Origin of the sequence: Mesorhizobium sp. B2-3-6 (assembly GCF_006442305.1) — a bacterium.
Taxonomy (GTDB): domain Bacteria; phylum Pseudomonadota; class Alphaproteobacteria; order Rhizobiales; family Rhizobiaceae; genus Mesorhizobium.
Window position 1 is genome coordinate 744,836 of record NZ_VFVW01000001.1, and the last position, 17,713, is coordinate 762,548.

Annotated in this window: 16 protein-coding genes; 13 read left to right on the top strand and 3 right to left on the bottom strand. The window is 63.1% G+C overall.

Annotated features, from left to right (window positions below; genetic code table 11):
* The first annotated feature begins 24 nt into the window (after positions 1–24).
* Entirely contained in the window at positions 25–546 is a 522-nt protein-coding gene (locus FJ953_RS03625) for a GNAT family N-acetyltransferase (protein ID WP_140495357.1), read from the top strand.
* 3 nt (positions 547–549) lie between these two features.
* On the opposite strand, the gene FJ953_RS03630 is transcribed toward FJ953_RS03625, so the two are convergent.
* Entirely contained in the window at positions 550–1,437 is an 888-nt protein-coding gene (locus tag FJ953_RS03630; protein ID WP_140559560.1) for a LysR family transcriptional regulator, read from the bottom strand.
* 118 nt (positions 1,438–1,555) lie between these two features.
* On the opposite strand from FJ953_RS03630, the gene FJ953_RS03635 reads away from it, so the two are divergent.
* Both FJ953_RS03635 and FJ953_RS03640 read left to right on the top strand, forming a co-directional pair.
* Positions 1,556–2,707: a gamma-butyrobetaine dioxygenase gene (locus tag FJ953_RS03635; RefSeq protein ID WP_140564205.1), complete on the top strand. Its 1,152-nt coding sequence runs from the start codon at positions 1,556–1,558 to the stop codon at positions 2,705–2,707.
* A complete protein-coding gene (locus FJ953_RS03640) occupies positions 2,704–3,294 on the top strand; it encodes an HD domain-containing protein (protein WP_140495362.1) in 591 nt (196 codons plus the stop codon). Before FJ953_RS03635 ends, FJ953_RS03640 begins: the two co-directional genes overlap by 4 nt.
* A gap of 73 nt (positions 3,295–3,367) precedes the next feature.
* Here the strand turns inward: FJ953_RS03640 and FJ953_RS03645 are convergent, their stop codons facing one another.
* Positions 3,368–5,170: an NAD(P)/FAD-dependent oxidoreductase gene (locus FJ953_RS03645; protein WP_140623170.1), complete on the bottom strand. Its 1,803-nt coding sequence runs from the start codon at positions 5,168–5,170 to the stop codon at positions 3,368–3,370.
* Between the two features lie 445 nt (positions 5,171–5,615).
* Between FJ953_RS03645 and FJ953_RS03650 the strand changes: the two genes are divergently transcribed.
* The 9 genes from FJ953_RS03650 to FJ953_RS03690 all read left to right on the top strand — a co-directional run bounded on the left by FJ953_RS03650 (position 5,616) and on the right by FJ953_RS03690 (position 16,376).
* Entirely contained in the window at positions 5,616–7,397 is a 1,782-nt protein-coding gene (locus FJ953_RS03650) for an acetolactate synthase 3 large subunit (RefSeq protein WP_140516486.1), read from the top strand.
* 82 nt (positions 7,398–7,479) lie between these two features.
* A complete protein-coding gene (ilvN, locus tag FJ953_RS03655) occupies positions 7,480–8,052 on the top strand; it encodes an acetolactate synthase small subunit (protein ID WP_023676680.1) in 573 nt (190 codons plus the stop codon).
* Between the two features lie 109 nt (positions 8,053–8,161).
* Positions 8,162–8,758 carry a LysE family translocator gene (locus tag FJ953_RS03660; protein WP_140516483.1) on the top strand — a complete coding sequence of 199 codons (597 nt, stop codon included), beginning with the start codon at positions 8,162–8,164 and terminating at the stop codon, positions 8,756–8,758.
* A gap of 215 nt (positions 8,759–8,973) precedes the next feature.
* Positions 8,974–10,260, top strand: coding sequence for an efflux RND transporter periplasmic adaptor subunit (locus FJ953_RS03665; RefSeq protein WP_140623172.1), 1,287 nt, complete (start codon positions 8,974–8,976; stop codon positions 10,258–10,260).
* The gene (locus FJ953_RS03670) at positions 10,257–13,418 is read left to right on the top strand and encodes an efflux RND transporter permease subunit (RefSeq protein WP_140623173.1); all 3,162 of its coding nucleotides are present in this window, start codon (positions 10,257–10,259) and stop codon (positions 13,416–13,418) included. The genes FJ953_RS03665 and FJ953_RS03670 overlap by 4 nt, the downstream gene beginning before the upstream one ends.
* A 73-nt stretch (positions 13,419–13,491) precedes the next feature.
* Positions 13,492–14,115 (top strand): nitrile hydratase subunit alpha, encoded by a 624-nt coding sequence (gene nthA / locus FJ953_RS03675; protein ID WP_140559564.1) that lies wholly within the window; start codon positions 13,492–13,494, stop codon positions 14,113–14,115.
* Entirely contained in the window at positions 14,112–14,771 is a 660-nt protein-coding gene (nthB, locus tag FJ953_RS03680; protein WP_140559565.1) for a nitrile hydratase subunit beta, read from the top strand. Before nthA ends, nthB begins: the two co-directional genes overlap by 4 nt.
* On the top strand, positions 14,758–15,120 hold the full coding sequence (locus FJ953_RS03685; RefSeq protein WP_181168352.1) for a nitrile hydratase accessory protein: 363 nt from the start codon (positions 14,758–14,760) through the stop codon (positions 15,118–15,120). Before nthB ends, FJ953_RS03685 begins: the two co-directional genes overlap by 14 nt.
* A gap of 128 nt (positions 15,121–15,248) precedes the next feature.
* Positions 15,249–16,376: an ATP-dependent RecD-like DNA helicase gene (locus FJ953_RS03690; protein ID WP_140623175.1), complete on the top strand. Its 1,128-nt coding sequence runs from the start codon at positions 15,249–15,251 to the stop codon at positions 16,374–16,376.
* Here the strand turns inward: FJ953_RS03690 and FJ953_RS03695 are convergent.
* Positions 16,369–16,770, bottom strand: coding sequence for an STAS/SEC14 domain-containing protein (locus FJ953_RS03695; RefSeq protein WP_140521265.1), 402 nt, complete (start codon positions 16,768–16,770; stop codon positions 16,369–16,371). The two genes, FJ953_RS03690 and FJ953_RS03695, sit on opposite strands and share 8 nt — an antisense overlap.
* A gap of 112 nt (positions 16,771–16,882) precedes the next feature.
* Here FJ953_RS03695 and FJ953_RS03700 point away from each other — a divergent pair, with 112 nt between their 5' ends.
* Entirely contained in the window at positions 16,883–17,623 is a 741-nt protein-coding gene (locus FJ953_RS03700) for a pyridoxine 5'-phosphate synthase (RefSeq protein WP_140564199.1), read from the top strand.
* Positions 17,624–17,713: the final 90 nt, after the last annotated feature.

Consider the following 17,713-nt stretch of genomic DNA (forward strand, 5'->3'; position numbering starts at 1 on the left):
CCATCTCAGCCAGGCAGAACGAGCATGCATTCCATCGAGATCAGAATGTTGACGCAGGACGCGCGGACACAGGCGTTGCTTGGCGATCTTCTGGTCGAAACGGTTGCCGCGGGCGGGTCGGTGAGCTTCATGCATCCGCTGGCGCCGGAAACCGCCCGCAGGTTCTGGGACACGTCGCTGACGGCGGCCGCAAGAGGTGAGCGGGTGGTGCTTGGCGCGTGGGAGGCAGACACGCTGGTCGGCACGGTCACGCTGCTGCTCGACTGTCCGCCCAACCAGCCGCACCGGGCCGAGATCGCCAAGCTGATGACGCGCCTCGATCGTCGAGGCAAAGGCGTGGCGACCCGCCTGATGCAAGCGGCCGAGGCCCTTGCGGTGGAGAGGGGCCGCACGCTTCTGGTTCTGGATACGGCGACCGAAGAGGGGGCGTCCGGGCTCTATGAGAGGCTGGGCTTCACGCTGACCGGGGAAATACCGGACTATGCATTGAAGCCCCATGGCGGGCTGACCGGCACGCTCATCTACTGGAAGCGCATCGGCCGGTGAACGTCATGTCGGAGATGGCTCGCCGAGGCGCGACAGCAGCCATTGGCGGAAATCCTGCTCGGCACCGGTCAGTCGCGCGATCGGTGCCTTGGTCAGAAAATGCCCCGATGTGCTCGGGAGCTCGAAATCGGAAAGCCTGGCCAGGGCCTTGCTTTCGAGTGCCGCGTCAATCAGCGGCCGCGAGCCCAGAAGCACGCCCGCGCCGGCTCGCGCAGCCTCCATCGCAGCCACGAAGCTGTCGAAGCGATGCGAGCGCCTGGGGTGACCGGCCAATCCCGCCGCGGCGAACCATTCCGCCCACATCTCGCGCGCACCGGCGACCAGGAGCAGCGGCAGGGATGTCCAGTCGGCATCACTGGCCAAGGCCGGGGCGGCCACCGGCACAAGCCGCTCGGCGGTCAGCCTGTCGGCCAGGCGTCCGGGAAAGGATCCGTTGCCGAAACGGATGTCCAGCGCTGAGCCCGGCAGGTCATAGTCGGTCGGGCGATGGATCGTCACCAGGTCGACATGGATGCGCGGCAGCGCCTTGGCAAGGTCGGGCAGCTTCGGAACGAGCACCAGCAAAGCGAAAGAGATCGGCGCCCGCAAGGTGACGGTCTCGACGGCGCGGGGCTCGAACAGTTCCGCCGTGCTGCTGCCGATGGTGGCGAAGGCTGATTGGATGTGGGGCAAGTAGGCGGCGCCCTCCGGCAACAGTGCGACGCCCCGCGCCAGCCGTGAGAACAGACGCGTCTTCAGCCGATCCTCGAGGAGCCGGACATGCTGACTGACGGCCGCCTGGGTCAGGCCGAGTTCGGCGGCCGCCGCCGTAAAATTCGAAAGCCGCGCCGCTGCCTCGAAGCTGCGCAGCCAGTCGAGTGGGGGCAAGGTGGGGATGGTTCTCGCAGGCATTACGATTTTGCAGCCATTGACCGAAAAATGATAATTTCAATTGTACCTTTCGCTCGATCAACATGCAATCGAGGCCCCGCTGAGCGGACTGCGGGGCGCAATGGACAGGAACATCTCCATGTTGACCGATGCGCTGATAGGCGACGCAGGAAGAATGATCGAACTGGGCTGGAAGGACGGCACACGCTGCCGGTTCCATGCCATGTGGCTTCGCGACAACGCACTCGACGACAAGACACGCAGCGCCGGCAACGGCCAGCGACTGATCACCATCCTCGATATTCCAGCCGAGACGCGGATCGGTGCCGCTTCGATCAAGGGCAATGCCGTGGAGATCAGATTCGTGCCCGAGAAGAAGACGGTCAGCTTTCCCGAGGCGTGGCTTCGAGCCAATGCCTATGATCGCGCCGAGGCCCGTCAGTCCGGATGGACCGCCGACGCGGTGCAGCGCTGGACAAGGGCGACGATGCAGAATTCGGTGCCGCGCGCCGGTTATCCGAAGGCAAGCCGCAGCCGCAGTGTGCTGCGGGAATGGCTCTTGGCGGTGAGGGCCTACGGTTTTGCAGTGATGGACGGACTGCCGGCCGAATCCGGCGCTCTGTGCAAGGTCTCCGACCTGTTCGGCTACATCAGGGAGACCAATTACGGGCGCTGGTTCGAAGTGCGCGCCGAGGTCAATCCGAACAATCTGGCCTACACCAATCTCGGCCTCCAGGCGCACACCGACAATCCTTATCGCGACCCGGTGCCGACGCTGCAGATCCTGTCCTGTATCGAGAACACGGTGGAGGGTGGTGAGTCCAGCGTGGTCGACGGGTTCGCCGTGGCGGCCGCCCTGCAGGCCGAGAACCCCGAAGGCTTCCGACTCCTGAGTTCGCATCCTGCCCGGTTCGAATATGCCGGATCGACCGGCGTGCGGCTGCAGGCGAAGCGGCCTATGATCGAACTCGGGCCGGACGGCGAACTGATCTGCATCCGCTTCAACAACCGCTCGCTGGCGCCGACCGTCGACGTGCCTTTCGCCGAGATGGATGCCTACTACGCCGCCTATCGCCGCTTTGCGGAGTTGATCGAGGATCCGGCTTTCGAAGTAACGTTCAAGCTTGAGCCGGGGCAGGCCTTCATCGTCGACAACACCCGCGTCATGCATGCGCGCAAGGCGTTTTCGGGAACCGGCAAACGCTGGCTGCAGGGCTGTTATGCCGACAAGGACGGCCTGCTGTCGACGTTGGCGGCGATCGAGCACGGTTTCAAGGAGGCGGCGGAATGAACGCACATGATCTGAACGCCGGCAACATCGTCGAATTCATCGCCGATATCTTCGAGCGCCGGGGAGCCGAATCCTATCTCGGCGAGCCGGTGACGATGTCCGAGCATATGCTGCAGGGCGCCTGGCTCGCAGAGCAGGATGGTGCGCCGGAAGAACTGGTGGCAGCAGCCCTGCTGCACGATATCGGCCACTACACCAGCGAGTTCGGTACCTATTCGCCCGATGACGTCGAGGACAAGCACCATGACGAGGCCGGCGGCGAGGTGCTGGCGCCGTTCTTCCCGCCGGTCATCGTCGAATGCGTCAGGCTGCATGTCTCGGCCAAGCGCTATCTCTGCGCCACCGACCCGACCTATTTCGACAAGCTGTCGCCGGCTTCGGTTCATACGCTGTCGTTGCAGGGCGGGCCGATGAGCCCGGACGAGGTGGCCGGGTTCCGCAAGAACCCGTTTCACGAAGAGGCGGTGCGCGTCCGCATCTGGGACGAGGGCGGCAAGGTCGCCGACATGAGGACGCGCACGTTTCGCGACTATGTGCCGTTGCTAGAACGCGTGGTGGCGCGGTTCGCGGCCGACCAGGCGGCGTAGCCGATCGCACCGATCAGGAAAGGGAGGCGCGGTCCAAAACCGCGCCTCCCTCGGTTTTTCGCCACGATCTGGCTTATCCCTTGTGGTGAACCTGCTGCAGCCCATAGACCGGCGTCGCAATGCCTTCCTGCCTGGCCTTCAACTGCAGCGACAGGAACTGCGAATAATGGCGCGACTGGTGCAGGTTACCGCCATGGAACCAGAGCGCCTCCTGCTGCGTCGGCTTCCACATGTTGCGCTGCTCACCTTCCCATGGGCCGGGATCCTTGGTGGTGTTCGAGCCGAGTCCCCAGCATTTGCCGACCTTGTCTGCAACCTCCTTTGAGATCAGCTCCGCCGCCCAGCCATTCATCGAGCCGTATCCGGTGGCGTAGACGATGACGTCCGCCGGCAGTTCGGTGCCATCGCTGAGCAGGATGGAATGTTCTTTGATCTCGGCCACATCGACGCCGCTCTTGAGTTTGATGGCGCCATCGATGATCAGCTGCGAAGCGCCGATATCGATGTAGTAGCCGGAGCCACGCCTGAGATATTTCATGAACAGGCCGGAGCCGTCGTCGCCCCAGTCGAGCATGAAGCCGGCCTTTTCCAGGCCCTTGTAGAACGCCGCGTCGCGCTCTTTCATCTTCTCATAAAGCGGAATCTGGAACTCGTGCAGGATCTTGTAGGGCAGGGAGGCGAAGATGAGGTCGGCCTTGGCGGTGGTCATACCATTCTGCACCGCCTGCTCCGAGTAGAGCGCGCCAAGCCCGATATCCATGAGCGTGTCGGACCTGACGATGTGGGTGGTCGATCGCTGCACCATGGTGACGTCGACGCCGGCTTCCCACAGCGCCGCGCAAATGTCGTGCGCGGAATTGTTCGAGCCGATGACGACAACCTTCTTGCCGGCATATTGGTCGGGGCCGGGGTGCTTGGAGGAGTGGTGCTGATCCCCCTTGAAATTCTCCATGCCCTTGAACTTCGGCAGATTGGGACGGCCGGACATGCCGGTGGCCAGCACCAGCTGCTTCGGCTTCAGCGTGATGTCCTTGCCGTCGCGGTGGACGACAACCGTCCATTCCTTCTTCTCATCGTCATAGGAAGCGCTCTTGGCCTCGGTTGAGGACCAGTAATTCAGCTCCATCACCTTCGTGTACATTTCCAGCCAGTCGCCGATCTTGTCCTTGGGCGAGAAAACCGGCCAGTTCCGGGGAAAATCGATGTAGGGCAAATGGTCATACCAGACCGGATCATGCAGGCAGAGCGACTTGTAGCGCTTGCGCCAGCTGTCGCCGGCACGTTCATTCTTCTCGATGATGATCGTCGGCACGCCGAGCTGCCGGAGCCGTGCGCCAAGCGCGATGCCGCCCTGGCCGCCGCCGATGATGACCGTATAGGGCTGCGTCTTGAAGCCAAGCTCGGCCGCTTCCTTCTCGCGCTCTTCCTTCCAGGTCGGGCGGTTCCTGCCGGAGCCGTGCTTGGCGCCCATGGGCCGGGCGAAGCCGGCCGGCTCTTCATAGCCTTTCAGCTCGACCATCGTGGTCAGCAGCGTCCAGATCTTGCCGTCCTTCAACCTGATATGGCCGAAGCCGCGCGCCACATTCGTCTCGAAACTGATCCAGCCGTCGATCACCCCGTTCGCCTCGGTCGCGTCCTCGCCCCTGGCGATGGCGAAATGTGATGGCTTCGTCTTCGATAGCTGGCTTTCCAGCATGTCACGCACCTGATCGCGGCCTTCCATGGTCTTGATGTTCCAGGTGAAGGTGACGAGGTCGCGCCAATAACAATCTTCCTGGAAGCATTCGACCGCCTTGTCGACGTCGCCGGCGGCAAGGGCCGCGCCAAATCGTTCGAGAAGGTCGGAAAGCTTCCTGTTCGGGGCCTTGTCGAGCATCAGTTTCCTCCGCGTTTTTGTTGATCGGCCTCGTTGCGAGCTGCCTTTGCCGAGCTTGGGGTCCGGCCTCGGGCAGTATCGTGGCAAACCATGGGCCGCGTCACGTCGCCAAATAGTTCGCTTTGTTTTCAAGGGTTTGACCAGCGACCCGACGTCGAGCCGGGTCTAAATGACGGCGTGCGCGTGCTTCGTGCCATGCACCGGGCAAGCCGGCATGAAAGCGGAATCGACCCCATTGACGAACGGCTGCTTTCACCCTTATGGTTCGCCACCATGAAAAAGGCACTCATTCTCGTAGGAAGGCGCGTGGGCAAGGCGGTGTAACCGCCGGGCGAAAACCTCCCATGCGCAACACACAGGCTCCCTCGGGGGCCTTTTTTATTGCCTGAAACACGACTAAACGACCAGCAAATCGCCAGATGGCGGACAGTACGGGACCAAACCGATGAGCAACGGACAGAGCGAGCGGCGCGAAATGACTGGCGCCGAAATGGTGGTGCAGGCGCTGAAGGATAATGGCGTCAAGCATGTCTTCGGTTATCCGGGCGGCGCGGTTCTCCCGATCTATGACGAGATATTCCAGCAGGACGACGTCGAGCACATCCTGGTGAGGCACGAGCAGGGCGCCGGCCACGCGGCCGAGGGCTATGCGCGCTCGACCGGCAGGGCAGGCGTCATGCTGGTGACATCGGGTCCGGGCGCGACCAACGCGGTGACGCCTTTGCAGGACGCGCTGATGGATTCGATCCCGCTGGTGTGCCTGACCGGGCAGGTGCCGACCTCGCTGATCGGTTCGGACGCTTTCCAGGAGTGCGACACGGTCGGCATCACGCGCCCCTGCACCAAGCACAATTGGCTGGTCAAGGACGTCAACGAGCTTGCCGCAACCATTCATGAGGCCTTCCATGTCGCCACCACCGGCCGTCCCGGTCCTGTCGTGGTCGACATCCCGAAGGACGTGCAGTTCGCCAAGGGTTTTTACGTTTCTCCGCAAACCGCGCCACGCACCAGCTATCAGCCGAAGGTGCAGGGTGATCTGGAGAAGATCAAGGCGGCGGTCGAGCTTTTGGCCGGTGCCAGGAAACCGATCATCTACAGCGGCGGCGGCGTCATCAACTCCGGTCCGGAAGCGAGCCATCTGCTGCGCGAACTGGTCGACCTCACCGGTTTCCCGATCACCTCGACGCTGATGGGGCTCGGCGCCTATCCGGCATCTGGCAAGAACTGGCTCGGCATGCTCGGTATGCACGGCACCTACGAAGCCAACATGGCCATGCATGACTGCGACGTGATGGTCTGCATCGGTGCGCGCTTCGACGACCGCATCACCGGCCGGCTCAACGCGTTCTCGCCGAACTCGAAGAAGATCCATATCGACATCGATCCGTCCTCGATCAACAAGAACGTCCACACCGACGTGCCCATTATCGGCGATGTCGGCCGGGTTCTGGAGGATCTCGTGCGGCTGTGGCGGGCAACCGCCAAGGCCGACAAGAAGGCGCTCTATCCCTGGTGGGAGCAGATCGCCAAATGGCGCGCGCGCGATTCGCTCGCGTACAAGATGAACAACGACGTGATCATGCCGCAATATGCCATCCAGCGGCTCTATGCCCTGACCAAGGACATGGACACCTACATCACGACGGAGGTCGGCCAGCACCAGATGTGGGCGGCCCAGCACTACCATTTCGAGAAGCCGAACCGCTGGATGACGTCCGGGGGGCTCGGCACGATGGGTTACGGCCTGCCGGCGGCACTGGGCGTGCAGATCGCGCATCCGAACGCGCTGGTCGTCGATATCGCCGGCGACGCTTCGGTGCAGATGACGATGCAAGAGATGAGTGCCGCGGTGCAGTTCGACGCGCCGATCAAAATCTTCATTCTCAACAACCAGTATATGGGCATGGTGCGGCAATGGCAGCAGCTGCTGCACGGCAACCGGCTGTCGCATTCCTACACCGAAGCCATGCCTGATTTCGTCAAGCTGGCCGAAGCCTATGGCGGCCACGGTATTCGCTGCGACAAGCCGGACGAGCTGGACGATGCCATCAAGGAGATGATCTCGGTCAGAAAGCCGGTGCTGTTCGACTGCCGCGTGGCGACGCTCGCCAACTGCTTCCCGATGATCCCGTCGGGCAAGGCGCACAATGAGATGCTCTTGCCGGACGAGGCGACGGACGAAGCGGTGGCCAACGCCATCGACGCCAAGGGCAGGGAACTGGTTTAGCAGCGGACAGAGGCAGGGCTGTCGCGAGAAGCCGTGCGTAAACAGAGATTAGATCCAAGAGTTTGAAGTCGAGATTCACATCATGAACGCACAGCTACAACCGACCGGCTCCGCCTATTTCATCGCCAAGGAAACGGAAAAGCCCGAGAACCACACGCTTTCCGTGCTGGTCGACAACGAGCCGGGCGTGCTTGCCCGGGTCATCGGCCTGTTTTCCGGGCGCGGCTACAACATCGAGAGCCTGACAGTCTCGGAAACCGAGCATGAGAAACATCTGTCGCGCATCACCATCGTGACGCGCGGCACGCCGCATGTGCTGGAGCAGATCAAGCACCAGCTCGAGCGCATCGTGCCGGTCCACCGCGTCGTCGACCTCACCGTGCGCTCGCAGGAGTTCGGCCAGGAGCGGCCGCTGGAGCGGGAACTGGCGCTGGTCAAGGTCGCCGGCACCGGCGAGGCCCGCGTCGAGGCGCTGCGCCTGGCGGATGCCTTCCGCGCCAGCGTCATCGACGCCAACACCGAGCATTTCATCTTCGAGATCACCGGCAAGGGCTCCAAGCTCGACCAGTTCATCGCCATCATGAAGCCGCTCGGCCTGGTAGAGATCTGCCGCACCGGCGTGGCGGCGATGAACCGTGGCCCGCAGGGGATGTAGCACCGGTAAGTTTCTCCACAGCGTGACGACGGGATCGGCCACCGGCCGAGGGTGGCATTTGTGCGGTCGTTGGAAGAGACAATAATACTGGCTTATCTGGGAGGATATCATGTCGCTCGACGCATTCCTCGCCTTGCTTGTCTACGCCTTCGTGACCTCGATCACGCCCGGGCCTAACAATCTGATGCTGCTCGCCTCAGGTGTGAATTTCGGCCTGGTGAGGAGCGTGCCGCATATGTTCGGCATCAGCATCGGGTTTCTTGTCTTGCTGCTGGCGGTAGGCCTTGGTCTTGGCGCCGTGCTGACGGCGTTCCCGGCGCTGCACACCGCGCTCAAGATCGCCGGCGCCGCCTATCTGCTCTACCTTGCCTGGAAAATCGCCATGTCACGCTCGCTCAGCGGCAAAGGCGAGACGAAGGCGCGGCCGATGCGTTTCATCGAGGCGGCGGCGTTCCAGTGGGTCAATGCCAAGGCCTGGGTGATGGCGATCACCGCCATGGCCGTCTACTCCAATCCGGAGCATCCGTTCCTGTCGGTGGCGCTGATCTCGGTGGCCTTCACCATCGTCAACCTGCCGAGCGTTTCAGTGTGGGCGGGATTCGGCACGGCGCTGCGCGGTTTCCTGTCCGATCCAGTGCGGCTGAAGTGGTTCAACATCGCCATGGGCGTGTTGCTGGCCGCGACGCTTTGGCCGATGCTGCGGTGAGTTGTCCAGGTTCGCGATCCGCCTTTTGCACGCGATCATGGTGGCCAGCCCATCCATTGTGCAGTGCACATTAAATCTTCGTAATGCCGTGTTTTGGCCCTTTTCCGCCAAAGCCCTGTCCTATCTATTCAGCGAAATCGCGGCAGGCAGTCGTGATTTGAGCTAGAATACGACCACCTGGCTATGGCGTGTCGGACGGAGAGGGTCTTTTGTCGATGCGTGGAAAAGTCATTCTTTCATTGCTTGCGGTCGCCTGCGTAGGCGCGGCCTGTCTCTATCTGTCTCCCGACACGCTGAGCAGGGCCCGGCAGATCATCGGTGCAAAGCAGGTCGCGTCGGACAAGCCGACGCCGGATAGGCAGGATCCGCAGGCAGGGGCCAAGCAGGCGGCCGGCGGCACTGGCGCCCGTTCGGCCTCGATCATCTCGGCCACGGCAACGACGGCCGATTTCCCGGTCCGGCGCTACGCCATCGGCTTCGTCTCCTCTCCCGCCGTGGTCAGCATCAACGCGCGCGTGTCCAGCCAGATCGTGTCGATCGACGTCAAGGACGGGCAGATGGTGAAAACCGGCGATCTCCTGTTTTCGGTGGATGACCGTGCCTTGAAGGCGCAGCTCGCCAAGGATCAGGCGACGCTCGCCAAGGATCAGGCGCTGCTTGCCAGTTCGAATTCCGATCTTCAGCGCGCCAAGGATCTTGTCGCCAAGCAGGCCGGTACGCAGCAGACCTACGACCAGGCCGTTGCCGCGCAGAAGGCGGCGGCAGCGACTGTCGATGCCGACAAGGCGACAATCGATGCAGACAATGTCCAGCTTGGCTTTGCCAGGATCACCGCGCCGATTTCCGGCAGGCTTGGCGCGGTCAACGTTGCCGTGGGCGATCTCGTGACCACGAGCAATGGCAGCAGCAGCACCTCGACCCCGCTCGTCACCATCACCCAGATGGATCCGCTGCAGGTGAACTTCAATCTGCCCGAAAGCAACCTTGCGCTGCTGCACAAGGCACTGGCAAAGCCACAGCAAGGGGCAGTGACCCTGACCCAGGACGGGGACCCGACACCGATTGGCAAGGGCACGCTCGATTTCGTCGACTCCAGCGTCGATACCGCTTCCGGCACCATTGCAACGCGAGCCAGCATACCCAACGCCGATCTGTCGCTGTGGCCGGGCCAATATGTGAATGTCGTGCTCGACGCCGGCATCATGCCGCAGATGACGTCCGTCCCCACGGTCGCGGTGCAGCCCAGCCAGAAGGGGCCGTTCGTCTATGTGGTCAAGCCTGACAACACAGTCGAAATGCGGCCGGTGCAAGTGGCGCTGACCGTGGGTCAGAGCGCCGCCATCAGCGATGGCCTGAAAAGCGGCGAGAAGGTTGTTATCGAAGGCCAGACGCGACTGAAGAACGGGGCTGCCGTGCACGAAGGCAAGGCATCCGCCGGATCCGGCGACCAGGCAGCACCCAAGATCGCGCAAGCGGACAAGGCCGGCGAGGCGGCCCAATGATCTCCGAGTTCTGCATTCGCAGGCCTGTCGCCACCCTCCTGATGTCGTTCGCCCTCGTTCTGGGCGGGCTTTTTGCCTACAAGTTCCTCCCGGTGGCCGCGCTGCCCAGTGCCGAATTCCCTGTCGTCAACGTCTCGGCTCAGCTACCCGGAGCCTCGCCGGAAACGATGGCAACGTCGGTGGCGACGCCGCTGATCAAGCAATTCGCCACCATTGCCGGAATCGATTCGATCTCGACCACTAACTCGCTCGGCCAGACCTCGATCGCCATCCAGTTCGTGCTCAACCGCGACATCGATGCCGCGGCCGCGGACGTGCAGGCAGCGATCGCGCGCACGCAAAGATCGCTGCCGCCGCAGATGACCTCGCCGCCGAGCTATCGCAAGGTCAATCCGGCCGACGCGCCGATCCTTTTGATGTCGCTGGTCAGCGATACGGTTCCGCTGACCGATCTCGATGCTTTCGCCGAAAACGTCATCTCGCCGTCGCTGTCGACCATCGACGGCGTGGCGCAGGTCTCCATCTTCGGCCAGCAGAAATATGCAGTCCGCATCCAGATCGACCCGACCGCGCTTGCCGCGCGCGGCATTTCGATCGACCAGCTGCAGGCGGCGATCGCATCCGCCAACTCCAACACCCCGCTGGGCGTTCTGAAGAACAACAAACAGCAGTTGACGATCACGGCCAATACGCAGCTGACTGACGCCGCCGGATTCTCCAACCTCATCATCGCCACCAAGAACGGTCATCCGGTGCGGCTGGGCGAGGTGACGCGCGTCGTTGATTCGGTGCAGACCACGACGACTGCGAGCTGGTATGACGGCACGCGCGCGATCATCATGGCGGTGCAGCGCCAGCCCGACGCCAACACTGTCGACGTCGTCGACAAGGTCAAGGCGATGCTGCCGTCCTTCCAGGACCAGATGCCGGCCGCCGCCCAGATCAAGCTGCTCAACGATCGTTCGACCTCGATCCGCCAGGCCGTGGACGACGTGCAGTTCACGCTGCTGTTGACCATCGCACTGGTGGTCATGGTGATCTTCGTGTTCCTGCGCCGCGTTACGGCGACCATCATCCCGGCCGTGGCGGTGCCGATCTCGTTGATCGCCACGCTCGGCGCGATGTTCCTGTTCGGCTTTTCCATCGACAACATTTCGCTGATGGGCCTGACGCTTGCGGTCGGCCTCGTCGTCGACGACGCCATCGTGATGCTGGAAAACATCTTCCGTCACATGGAGGAGGACGGATTGTCGGCTTTCGATGCGTCGCTGAAGGGCGCGCGCGAAATCGGCTTCACCATTATCTCGATTTCGATCTCGCTGGTGGCCGTGTTCATCCCGGTGCTTCTGATGGGCGGCGTCATCGGGCGCATCTTCAACGAGTTCGCCGTCGTGGTGACGGTCGCCATCCTGGCGTCGATGTTCGTGTCGCTGACGCTGACGCCGATGCTGTGCTCGCGGCTGCTGTCGGTGACCAAGGCCGACCGCGAGGCGCATGGCGATGGCCACAGGCGCGATTTCATCACCCGCGGCTACGACCGGATCCTGAGCTTCTGTCTGCGGCACACTTTCCTGGTGTTCCTGGTCTTCATAGGCACCGCGGCGGCGTCGGTGTGGCTGATCGAGGTCTCGCCGAAGGGCTTTTTCCCGCAGGAGGATATCGGCCAGATATCGGTGACGACCATTGCGCGCCAGGACATCTCGTTCGACGCCATGGCAAAGCTGCAGGGGCAGGTGGCCAGCGTGTTCTCGCATTCGCCCTATGTCGACCATGTTGCGTGGTCGGCGGGCAGCGGCAACAATGCGCTCAACCAGGGGCAGCTTTTCGTCCAGCTCAAGGGCAAGGACCAGCGGCCCAATATCGAGAAGGTGCTTGCGGATCTGCGCAAGCAATTGGCCGGCGTCGCGGGCATCGAGACCTACATGCAGCCTGTGCAGAATCTGAGGCTGGGTTCGCGCTCGGCTGCCAGCGCCTACCAGCTCGTGGTTCAGGGCCTCGACACCGGCCAGACAGACATCTGGGCGCAGAAACTGAATGATGCGATGGCGGCCGATCATGCGACTTTCACCGACGTTACCAGCGATTTGCAGAACAATGCGCTGCAGGCGACGCTGGTGGTGGATCGCGACAAGGCGGCCCAGCTCGGCATCGACACCGACACACTGCGCTCGGCGCTTTATGGCGGGTTCGGCACCGACCAGGTTTCGACGATCTTCGGCTCCGCCGACAGCTACGAAGTCATCACCGAGCTCGATCCCACGATCGAGTGGTCGCCGGAGCGGATGCTGGCCATCCAGATGAGGACGGCGAGCGGCTCCCTGGTTCCGCTTGGCGCCTTCGCCCGGGTCGATCGCACGGCGGGCGCCTTGACGGTCAACCAGCTCGGCCAGCTTCCGGCCGTGACGATCTCCTATAATCTGCCGCAAGGCGTGGCGCTCGGCGACAGCGTGAGCCGCATCGACGCGCTCAAGGAGCAGATCGGCATGCCGGAGACGATCTCGACCAGCTTTGCCGGCACAGCCAAGACCTTCCAGGATTCGCTCGCCAACCAGGGCCTGCTGATCGGCGGCGCGATCCTGACCATCTATATCGTGCTTGGCATTCTCTATGAGAGCTTCATCCATCCGCTCACGATCCTCACAGGCTTGCCATCGGCTGTGCTGGGAGCGGTTGTCGCCTTGCGCTTCGCCGGCATGGACCTGTCCGTCATCGCGGTGATCGGCATCCTGATGCTGATCGGCATCGTCAAGAAGAACGGCATCATGATGGTCGACGTCGCGCTCGAATTGCGACGAGAAGGAATGTCGGCCACCGAGTCCATCCACAAGGCCTGCCTGATGCGGTTCCGGCCGATCATGATGACGACGCTGGCCGCCTTGATGGGCACGTTCCCGATCGCGCTCGGCACGGGCGCCAGCGCGGAGCTGCGCCAGCCGCTGGGCGTCGCCGTTGTCGGCGGTCTGCTCGCCTCGCAGGCGCTGACGCTGTTCGTCACACCGGTAATCTATGTCTACATGGAAAATTTCTCGGGCTGGCTGGTCGGGCTGATGCCGAAGCGCAAGCCCGAATTGCATCTGGTCGAAGCGGGGGATCAGCCTTCGCTGTTCGACGATGATGACGAAATCCGAGGCGAGCCGCAAAAGACGGCCGCGGAGTAGTGTATCCGCGTCGCGCCCACTGGCCCAAGTCGTCATGCTTGCGGCCGGCGGATCGCAGCCGTAGTTTGTGGCCATGTCCCACGATCATGACCACGACAACGAACTCGATCCGTTTGCCGCTCGCGTGCGCGCGCTGGAAACCATTCTCACCCGCAAGGGATTGATCGATCCGGCCGCGATCGATGTCATCGTCGATACCTACGAGACTAAGATCGGTCCCCGCAACGGCGCGAGGGTGGTGGCCAAGGCCTGGAGCGATCCCGCTTTTGCCGACTGGCTGAAGCGCGATGCTACGGCGGCGATCGGATCGCTGGGCTATACCGGCCGGCAAGGCGAGCACATGCAGGCGGTGTTCAACACCGAAGAGACTCACAATCTCGTCGTCTGCACGCTGTGCTCCTGCTATCCGTGGTCGGTGCTCGGCCTGCCGCCGGTCTGGTACAAGGCGCCGCCCTATCGCTCGCGCGCGGTCATCGATCCGCGCGGCGTGCTTGAGGAATTCGGGCTGACGCTGCCGGCCTCGACAAAGATACGCGTCTGGGATTCGACCGCGGAGTTACGCTATCTCGTCGTCCCGATGCGGCCTCAAGGAACCGAAGGCTGGAGTGAGGAGCGCTTGTCCGAATTGGTAAGCCGCGATGCGATGATCGGCACTGTGCTAGCCCAAAAACCGGAAAAAACGGGGGATCCGGCATGAACGGCCCGCAGGATGTCGGCGGACAGATGGGATTCGGGCCGGTGGCGCCGGAACGGGACGAGCCGTATTTCCATACCGACTGGGAGCGGCGGGCGCTCGGCGTGACGCTCACCGCCGGCGCCATGGGCGCCTGGAATATCGATGAGAGCCGGCATGCGCGGGAATCGCTGCATCCGGCCGACTATTATGCCTCCAGCTACTACCAGATCTGGATCAAGGCGCTGGAAACCCTGCTCAAGCGCCATGGTTTCGTCAGCGAGCGTGATCTCAAGGCAGGCGAGGCGATCGATGCGGCGGCGACGCCCAAAAGAGTGCTGAAGACCGATGACGTTCCGGCCGTGCTGGCCAAGGGCGCTCCGTGCAACCGGCCGGTCGAAACGGCGCCGCGGTTCAGGGCCGGCGACCGCGTGCGGACCAGGAATTTCAATCCGACCGGCCACACCAGGCTGCCGCGCTACGCGCGTGGCAAGCATGGGAGGATCGAAGCGGTGCGCGACGGCTTTGTATTCCCCGACACCAACGCGCATGGGCAGGGCGAGAACCCGCAATGGGTCTATACGGTGGTTTTCGACGGGGCCGAGATCTGGGGCGACGGGGCCGATCCGACGCTGACCGTGTCCATCGATGCCTGGGAGAACTATCTTGAACCGGCCTGAGGCGAACGGGCCTGCCGGTCTGCCCGCCGGCCTCGATGCGCCCGTCTTCGCCGAGCCCTGGCAGGCCGAAGCCTTCGCGATGACGGTGGCGCTGCACGACAAGGGCCTGTTTTCGTGGAGCGAGTGGGCGCAGGCACTGTCGGCCGAAGTGAAGAAACCCGGCGCCGGGGCTGACGGCCATGACTATTACGAACATTGGTTGGCGGCGCTGGAAACGCTGCTGGCGTCGAAAGGATTGGCCGCCAAGCCCGATGTCGATGCGATGGCACGGGCCTGGGAGCGCGCCGCGCATGCCACGCCGCACGGCAAGCCGATCCTGCTGGAGAACGATCCGCACGCCGTCAGGTGATCGTGCGGACACGCCGCCCGTTCCCTTTACGTTCCCGTCCTCGCCTGATAACCTTGTTTGCCGCCGGCTGCCTCGATGGCGGTGGCCGCCATCTTGTCTTTCCCTTGCGAATCCGGTCACACGATCAGATGGAATTTTCACCCCAACAGGACGAGGCGCTGCAGGCGGTCGCGCGCTGGCTCAAGACCGGCAAGCCGCAATTGTTCCGGCTGTTCGGCTATGCCGGCACCGGCAAGACGACGCTGGCGCGCTATTTCGCCGAACATGTCGACGGCCAGGTGCAGTTCGCCGCCTTCACCGGCAAGGCGGCGCAGGTGCTGCGCTCCAAGGGCGCGGTCAATGCCCGCACCATCCATTCGCTGATCTACAGGCCGAAGGGGGAGGAATCGGTCGAAGACGAGGTGACTGGCAAGACGTCGATGTCGCCGACTTTTTCGCTCAACCGGCAGAGCCCGATCTCGCGTGCGAAACTGGTCATCATCGACGAATGCTCGATGGTCGACGAGCAGCTTGGCCGTGACCTCTTGAGCTTTGGCACGCCGATCCTGGTGCTGGGCGATCCCGGCCAGTTGCCGCCGATCTCGGGCGGTGGCTTCTTCACCGACCACGAGCCGGATTTCCTGCTCACCGAAATCCACCGGCAGGCGCGCGACAATCCGATCCTGCGGCTGGCGCTCGACGTGCGCGAGGGGCGCGAATTCATGCGCGGCGACTACGGCACGGCGCAGGTGATCGGCAAGGAAGACGTCAACCAGGACCTAGTGCTGAGGGCGGACCAGGTGCTGGTCGGCACCAACCGCACGCGCCGCCGCTACAACCAGCGCCTGCGCGAGCTCAAGGGGTTCAATGCCGACTATCCGCAGGCCGGCGACAAGCTGGTGTGCCTGCGCAACGACCCGGCCAAGGGCCTGCTCAACGGCTCGCTGTGGAAGGTGATGACCTCGTCGCGCGAGACGGTGAAACCTGGCATCAACCTTCTGGTGTCGCCCGAAGAGGATGATCCGGACCGCGGTGTCGCCAAGATCAAGCTGCTCAAGGCGGCGTTCGAGGATCCCGACGCCGATATCCCGTGGCAGCAGAAGAAGCGGTTCGATGATTTCGACTATGGCTATGCCCTGACCGTGCACAAGGCGCAGGGGTCGCAGTGGAACGAGATCGTGCTGTTCGACGAAAGCTGGGCGTTCAAGGAAACGCGCCAGCGCTGGCTTTACACCGCGATCACCCGGGCGGCCGAACGGTTGACGATCGTCAGGTAGCGGAGCCCAGTTGCCTGGCGCCGAGCCATTGCCAGGCATCGGCCTCGTCTTTGAAATGCCTGAGTTCGACCGGCGGCGGGGTAGGGAGGAAGTCTCGCGCCTGCGCCGTCCAGTCCGGCTCGCCGATCGCGGCACAACGGCCGATATGCTCTGCGGCCTGGACCGCGCCCTGTCGCAGCGTCTCGTCCGATATGTCGCTCCAGTCGACGCCGTCATGATCGATCACGCGCACCAGCACATCGATTCGCGGGTGAAGCGCGTAAGCCGCTTCGAGCAGGCCGAACAGGTTTTCCGCGTCGGCCGCCGAGACATGGCCGACGATATCGATGGCGAAGAGATCCTCACGGTCCGTATCGATGCGCCGGATTGCCGGCACGGCTTCGAGGAAATTCAAGGGATCGTATCCTTTCACAAACGTCATCCGATCTTCTGGAACACCGGAAACCCCCTATCTGTTCCCGTCAAAGGCGGTATAGATGCGCCGAAATCGAGCAGGATCCGAAGCCATGCCCGCAAAGCTTTCCGTCAATCTCAACGCCATCGCCATGCTGCGCAACCGGCGCGACCTGCCGTGGCCTGATGTGATCAGGCTTGGCCGCATCGCGCTTGCGGCGGGAGCGCATGGGCTGACGGTGCATCCTCGCCCGGACGAGCGCCATACCCGCCTTTCAGACCTGCCTGAGATCAGGGCCTTGATCGACGATGAGTTCCCGCGGGCCGAATTCAACATCGAGGGCCATCCGACCGAGCATTTCCTGGCGCTCGTGGAAAAGCACCAGCCGGAACAGGTGACCCTGGTGCCCGACGATCCCTCCCAGGCAACGTCGGACCATGGCTGGAACTTCATCGCCGATGCAGCGTTCCTGACACCGATCGTGAGACGCCTGAAGAAGGGCGGTTTCCGGGTCTCGTTGTTCTCCGATGCGGATCCTGCCGGCATAAACGCCGCGCGCGATACCGGCGCCGACCGCATCGAGCTTTACACGGGACCTTATGGCAGTTGCCATGCCGATTCCGCCAAGGCGGCCAAGGAGCTGGAAAGACTGGGAAAAACGGCCGATGCGGCCTTTGTTGCGGGCCTTGAGGTCAATGCCGGGCACGATCTGACGGTGAGCAACCTGCCGGCCTTGGCGCGACGCGTTCCGGCATTGGCCGAAGTGTCGATCGGACATGGGTTGACAGCCGACGCGTTGGAGTATGGCATGGCCGGCACGGTGGGCCGCTTTCTCAGGGCTTGCGGGTGGTAATGGTGGCAGCCTCGCGTGCAAAGCATGGCAGCCATAACGCGACGGTACTTGATATTGCATCGCAGCAAGCGTAGAGCACCGCCCGCTTAT

Excerpts from the sequence above, each read along its gene's own strand:
- FJ953_RS03625 (WP_140495357.1), top strand. The coding sequence starts at position 25 with ATGCATTCCATCGAGATCAGAATGTTGACGCAGGACGCGCGGACACAG.
- FJ953_RS03630 (WP_140559560.1), bottom strand. The coding sequence starts at position 1,437 with ATGCCTGCGAGAACCATCCCCACCTTGCCCCCACTCGACTGGCTGCGC.
- FJ953_RS03635 (WP_140564205.1), top strand. The coding sequence starts at position 1,556 with ATGTTGACCGATGCGCTGATAGGCGACGCAGGAAGAATGATCGAACTG.
- FJ953_RS03640 (WP_140495362.1), top strand. The coding sequence starts at position 2,704 with ATGAACGCACATGATCTGAACGCCGGCAACATCGTCGAATTCATCGCC.
- FJ953_RS03645 (WP_140623170.1), bottom strand. The coding sequence starts at position 5,170 with ATGCTCGACAAGGCCCCGAACAGGAAGCTTTCCGACCTTCTCGAACGA.
- FJ953_RS03650 (WP_140516486.1), top strand. The coding sequence starts at position 5,616 with ATGAGCAACGGACAGAGCGAGCGGCGCGAAATGACTGGCGCCGAAATG.
- ilvN (WP_023676680.1), top strand. The coding sequence starts at position 7,480 with ATGAACGCACAGCTACAACCGACCGGCTCCGCCTATTTCATCGCCAAG.
- FJ953_RS03660 (WP_140516483.1), top strand. The coding sequence starts at position 8,162 with ATGTCGCTCGACGCATTCCTCGCCTTGCTTGTCTACGCCTTCGTGACC.
- FJ953_RS03665 (WP_140623172.1), top strand. The coding sequence starts at position 8,974 with ATGCGTGGAAAAGTCATTCTTTCATTGCTTGCGGTCGCCTGCGTAGGC.
- FJ953_RS03670 (WP_140623173.1), top strand. The coding sequence starts at position 10,257 with ATGATCTCCGAGTTCTGCATTCGCAGGCCTGTCGCCACCCTCCTGATG.
- nthA (WP_140559564.1), top strand. The coding sequence starts at position 13,492 with ATGTCCCACGATCATGACCACGACAACGAACTCGATCCGTTTGCCGCT.
- nthB (WP_140559565.1), top strand. The coding sequence starts at position 14,112 with ATGAACGGCCCGCAGGATGTCGGCGGACAGATGGGATTCGGGCCGGTG.
- FJ953_RS03690 (WP_140623175.1), top strand. The coding sequence starts at position 15,249 with ATGGAATTTTCACCCCAACAGGACGAGGCGCTGCAGGCGGTCGCGCGC.
- FJ953_RS03700 (WP_140564199.1), top strand. The coding sequence starts at position 16,883 with ATGCCCGCAAAGCTTTCCGTCAATCTCAACGCCATCGCCATGCTGCGC.